Source organism: Frisingicoccus sp. (genome assembly GCA_016298055.1).
Classification (GTDB): Bacteria; Bacillota; Clostridia; order Lachnospirales; family Lachnospiraceae; genus Frisingicoccus.
The window spans coordinates 1-5,352 of record JAEDDO010000122.1; the positions used below are offsets into that span (position 1 = coordinate 1).

At 42.2% G+C, this 5,352-nt stretch carries 4 protein-coding genes; 2 read left to right on the forward strand and 2 right to left on the reverse strand.

What is annotated here, in order from left to right; translation table 11 throughout:
• Both mutS and QZZ35_RS08760 read right to left on the reverse strand, forming a co-directional pair.
• Positions 1 to 1,463 (reverse strand): DNA mismatch repair protein MutS (gene mutS, locus QZZ35_RS08755; RefSeq protein ID WP_291237056.1); only part of this gene is annotated, 1,463 nt, incomplete at its 3' end.
• Between the two features lie 167 nt (positions 1,464 to 1,630).
• Complete coding sequence (locus tag QZZ35_RS08760) at positions 1,631 to 3,328, reverse strand: AAA family ATPase (RefSeq protein WP_291237057.1); 1,698 nt, start codon at positions 3,326 to 3,328, stop codon at positions 1,631 to 1,633.
• Positions 3,329 to 3,485: 157 nt separating this feature from the next.
• Between QZZ35_RS08760 and QZZ35_RS08765 the strand changes: the two genes are divergently transcribed.
• Complete coding sequence (locus QZZ35_RS08765; protein WP_291237058.1) at positions 3,486 to 4,763, forward strand: L-cysteine desulfidase family protein; 1,278 nt, start codon at positions 3,486 to 3,488, stop codon at positions 4,761 to 4,763.
• Positions 4,764 to 4,787: 24 nt separating this feature from the next.
• Positions 4,788 to 5,270, forward strand: a complete 483-nt coding sequence (locus tag QZZ35_RS08770; protein ID WP_291237059.1) for a GNAT family N-acetyltransferase — start codon at positions 4,788 to 4,790, stop codon at positions 5,268 to 5,270.
• The last annotated feature ends 82 nt before the right edge of the window (positions 5,271 to 5,352 follow it).

Below are 5,352 nucleotides of genomic sequence, written 5' to 3' on the forward strand. Positions count from 1 at the left end.
ACAAGATCTTTATAGGAATTGGTGACTTCAAGATAGTAACCGAACACTTTATTGAATTTGATTTTCAGGTTTTTTATTCCTGTATTTTCACGCTCTTTTTGTTCCATATCCGCCAGCCACTGCTTGCCCTCGGTTTTGGCGTTGCGGTATTTATCCACATCTGCATGATATCCGGTTTTTATAATACCGCCCTCTTTAATGGAGATCGGCGGCTCATCTTCAATAGCGTTGGCGATCAGACCGGAAATGTCTTCCAGATTATCCAGATTGTCATAAATCTCTTTCAGGTCCGGTGTATGCATGTTCCGAAGAAGATATTTGATCGGAGGGATCATGGAGAGGGAATTTTTAAAAGCGATCAGGTCTCTCGGATTTGCCGATTTATAACTGATCTTACTCATTAAACGTTCAAGATCATAAATTGCATTCAGATATTCACGAATCTCATCCCGGGTGATGACATCCTCGTTTAATTCTTCAAGACTTTCCAGACGCCGTTCAATATATTCTTTCTGAACAAAGGGTTGTTCAATACAGGAACGCAGGAAACGTGCGCCCATGGCGGTTTTGGTTTTGTCAAGTACCCAGAGCAGGGATCCACGCTTCTGCTTCTCCCGAAGTGTTTCCAGAAGTTCCAGATTTCTTCGGGTAGCTGTATCAAGGACCATGTAACGTTCGGTTTTGTAAGGAATGATACGGGTCATCTGGGGGAGAGCGTTTTTCTGCGTTTCATAAAGATATAAAAGCAGCATGCCGGCAGCAATCGTGCCTGCAGAATAATCCGAAAGACCGAGGCCGTCCAGTGACAGGACATGAAAATGATCTTTGATCTTCTGCACACAGAGAGCTTCATCCGAATACCAGCTGTCCAGAGCGGATACGCTGAACTGCATCTTTTCCCCAAGTTCCTCCAGATTCAGTCCGGACATTAAAAAATAATCATTATAAATGATTTCTGCCGGCATATACCGGTTGATTTCATCAAATACTTTTTTTGCGGAGTCCACTTCCGTCATATAATAATCGCCGGTGGAAATATCGGCAACACTGATACCGAACTGTTCATCCATATAAAACAGGCACATGAGATAATTGTTCTTGCTTTCATCCAGTGACTGCATACTCAGATTTGTTCCCGGTGTCACGATACGGATAACTTCACGCTTTACGATACCCTTTGCGGTTTTCGGGTCCTCGACCTGCTCACAAATGGCGGCCTTATAGCCGTGGTCGATCAGCTTTGTCAGATAACCGTCCAGTGCATGATAAGGGATACCGCACATCGGTGCCCGCTCCGGCTGTCCACAGTCTTTGCCGGTCAGTGTGATTTCCAGTACTTTAGATGCAATTAAAGCATCGTCAAAAAACATTTCATAAAAGTCTCCGAGGCGGTAAAGTAAAATACAATCCTTATACTGCTCTTTTGTTTCCATATATTGCTGCATCATTGGTGTCAATGCCATAATATTTTCTAATTCTCCTTTATATAAGCGGTTTTTTCAAAATTGCATTCCTATAATAACAAATTCAATCATTATTTTCAAGGGTGACAGGCAGAGCCAGAGGAGCAAGAGGGACAGGTACATTGACTCGACAGAGTCAATGTACCTGTCCCTCTTGCTCCCTTTTGTCATCCAATCAATACATGTTTACCCTGAAAGGCAAAACCATAGCTTCGGATATGTTCTTTGGAAATTCCCCGGTTTATCAGTTGTGCAGCATATTGCTTTCTTTCAATCTGTGCCAGTGCTTCCTGTACCGTATCCTTCATTGTTTTTTCGCTGTCCGGATCATAAATTTTAAATTCCAGTAGGATGGCATCATCTTTTTGAGGATTCCTTGGTTCCAGCATAACATCATATCTTCCAAATCCACTTTCACGGTTGGAAGTGATTATATATCGATTTTGCAGATCCACAATGAGACCGAGAACAAATCCATGATAAAAACGTTCCGGTTCCTCTCCGGAAGGTCTCTTTCCTGTATCGAAATAACTGAAAGTATTTAACGCAACCCTGTTCATGTATGCGTTCATTGCTTTCAGGTCACCAATCAATAAGGCATGTACAAAATCATTGTAATCGGTTTGTGCGTCTGAAAACCAGTTGCTGATCATATTCTGGAACATCAATCGGACTTCAAAATTTGTAAGTGCAAGCTCATATTGGGGTTGTGTTCCTGTCGGAATATCAAGATAACTTTCATAAAACAGGACTTTCAAATACCCACTTGCAAGAAAAAGACTCCATATGGATCTTTCGCTTCCGTTGAGCTGATTGTATGCAATCTGTTCGTCAATTGGTGATTGTATAGATTCTCCTCTCAGTAATATCTCAAATTTTTCTTTAATTCGCCGGTTTCCTTCCTGTAAAAGTTTATTTGCGAGACTGTTGGAACTTGTATTTGCCCAATAGGTTGCAAGTTTACCGGTGTCCAGATAATTTAAGATCGACCATGGATTATAGATATCTTTATGTTCTCCGAAAATAAAGCCATCATACCATAACTTCACTTCCTGCTTTTTCTCAGATAAGCCATATTCATCCAGAGCATCAAACACTTCTTTTTCTGTAAAACCAAAAGATTCTGCGTATTCTTCAGATGTCGTCGTTACAACCTTTAAATTATTCAGATCAGAAAATATAGATTCTTTACTCACTCTCGTAATTCCGGTCATAATCGCCCGTTCCAGCCAGGGATTTGTCTTAAATGTGGAATTAAACATACTTCTGGTAAATCCTACCAGTTCATCCCAGAATCCGTCCACGTAGGCTTCCTGCATCGGTGTATCGTATTCATCCAGAAGGATGATGACTTTTTTTCCATAATAACGGTAGAGGTATCCGGAAAGTTGGTAAATTGCAGCTGTCAGATCCGGATTGCTGACCTTATCTCCGAGAATTCGATCAAAATAAGCTTTGTCAGCTTTTTCGAGCACGGCACTGTCTTTTAAAAAGGAAAATTTGATATATAGATTTCTTATAATCTGAAGTATTCTTTCTCTTGTATCATCATAATTTGTCTCTTTAATTCTTGCAAAAGACAGACTGATCACCGGATATGTGCCCTGCATTTTGCGAAACTTTTCTTCCTTCCAGATAGAAAGTCCCTGAAATAAATCACCACGTTTTGCGTAATCGATTGAGAAAAACTCTTCTACCATACTCATATTTAAAGTCTTCCCAAAACGACGCGGTCGGGTGATCAGAGTCACATCATCTCCACTTTCCCACCACTCTTTTATAAAAGAAGTTTTATCAATGTAAAAGTATTGATTTTCTATTATCTTATCAAAATTCTGTATTCCGATTCCTACAGTTTTTGCCATAAATACCTCCGGTTTGTGTTGAAGACTTGACGATTAAGCTTTCTGTTTATAAGATAATGATATCATGTGAAAATATAAAAAGCAAGGTGGCTGGGGGAAAGGTGCCCCCTGCGGCTAAATGCCGTGCCGGTGCTTTTTGAAGAAAGGAGTATAAAGGATGCATGAGTTGACAGAATTGATTTATAATGACATGCGCCCTGCGTTGGGAGTTACGGAACCGGGGGCGATTGCATTTGCTGTGGCTACGGCCAGAAAGTATGTACCCGGTGAAATACATCAGATTATATTAAGGCTGAATAGTGGAATGTTTAAAAATGCCTTTACCTGCGGCATTCCCGGCAGTAGTGAAGTAGGAAATTATCATGCGGCAGCTTTGGGGGCTGTGGGTGCCGATCCGGACAAGGGGCTGGAATGTCTGGATGGTATTACACCGAATCAGGCCAAACTAGCCGGGGAAATGGTTGCGGCAGGGAAAATCAAGGTAGAGATGAGTGAAATCACAAGCCGTATTTTTATTGAGGCGACAGTGATTACAGATCAGGGATATGCCTGTGTAACGATTCGTGATGCACATACCAATATTGTGAAGATCAAAGTAAATGATATTACTATATTGGAAAAACACAGCGAAGTTACTGAAGAACAGGAAAATACCCCTCTGATTCATAGGTATACATTAGAACAGATACATCAATACGCACTTACTGTTCCTGTGGAAGAAATTTCGTTTATTCGACAGGCATTTACCACCAATTATGCCTTATGTGAAGCCGGACTGAATAGCCCGAAGACAACATATGCCCGTTATCTATTGTCCGTTAACGGTGGAAAGATTATATCGGACAATGAACAGGCAACAGCATCCCTTTTATGCAATGCTGCCATAGAAGCACGTGTACTTGGCCTGCCGGAGCCGGCGATGAGTATTACCGGTTCCGGTGCGCATGGTATTATAGCTACAATGCCTTTGTATGCAGCATATAAAGTAAAGGGCTATTCTGAGGAATCATTACTGCGTGCCACAGCGTTAAGCTATTTAATATGTATGTATATTAAAGAGTACTCCGGAAAACTGTCTGCTTTCTGCGGCTGTGCTATAGCCGCCGGTACGGGAATGGCGTGCGGTCTGGTAATGCTTCGGAATGGAACCACGGACATGATGAACTGTGCCATCAATAATTTAGCCAGCAGTATCACAGGAATGATCTGTGACGGAGGCAATCAGGGCTGTACGATGAAAGGTGTGGTAGCCGTTGATGCCGTATGGAGAGCTGTCGATATGGCCATGTGTGGTGTTTACATTGACAGTGTGCATGGAATCAATGGAGCTGCAGCGGAGCAGACCATGGAAAATATGGGGCGAATTGCGTCGCCGGGTATGGTTGGCACCGAAAAAACCATCATTGAAATTCTGGAAGCTAAACATTTTAGATAGTCTGAGAAAGAAGGAATCACAGTTATGAAAATTCGAACGGCAACTATTGATGATCTGCAGGCTGTTGCTTATATAGAGAGTGTCTGCTTTCCGGCTGCTGAAGCGGCAACCGCGCAGAGTTTTGCACAACGTCTGAAATGTTATCCGAATCATTTCTGGATTCTCCAGGATGGAACACAAAGGGTAGGTTTTGTAAACGGAATGGTTACCAATGAAGAAAATCTTCAGGACGAGATGTATGACAATGCAGAATTGCATGACGAAAATGGCGCATGGCAGATGATTTTTGGTGTAGATACAATGCCCTCCTATCGTCGTCAGGGCTGCGCGGAGCAACTTCTTCGCCATGTAATTGAGACAGCCCGTAACCAGGGGCGAAAGGGGTTGGTACTAACCTGCAAAGAAACGCTGTTGCATTATTATGGAAAATTTGGTTTTGTCAATGAGGGAGTTTCCCATTCTACCCATGGCAATGTTATTTGGTATCAGATGCGTCTGACATTTTGATCTTGGAAGCTAGAGGCAGAGCCAGAGGGACAGGTATGTACCTGCCCTCCTCTGGTCATCACGATTGTTATTCTCTATTCTT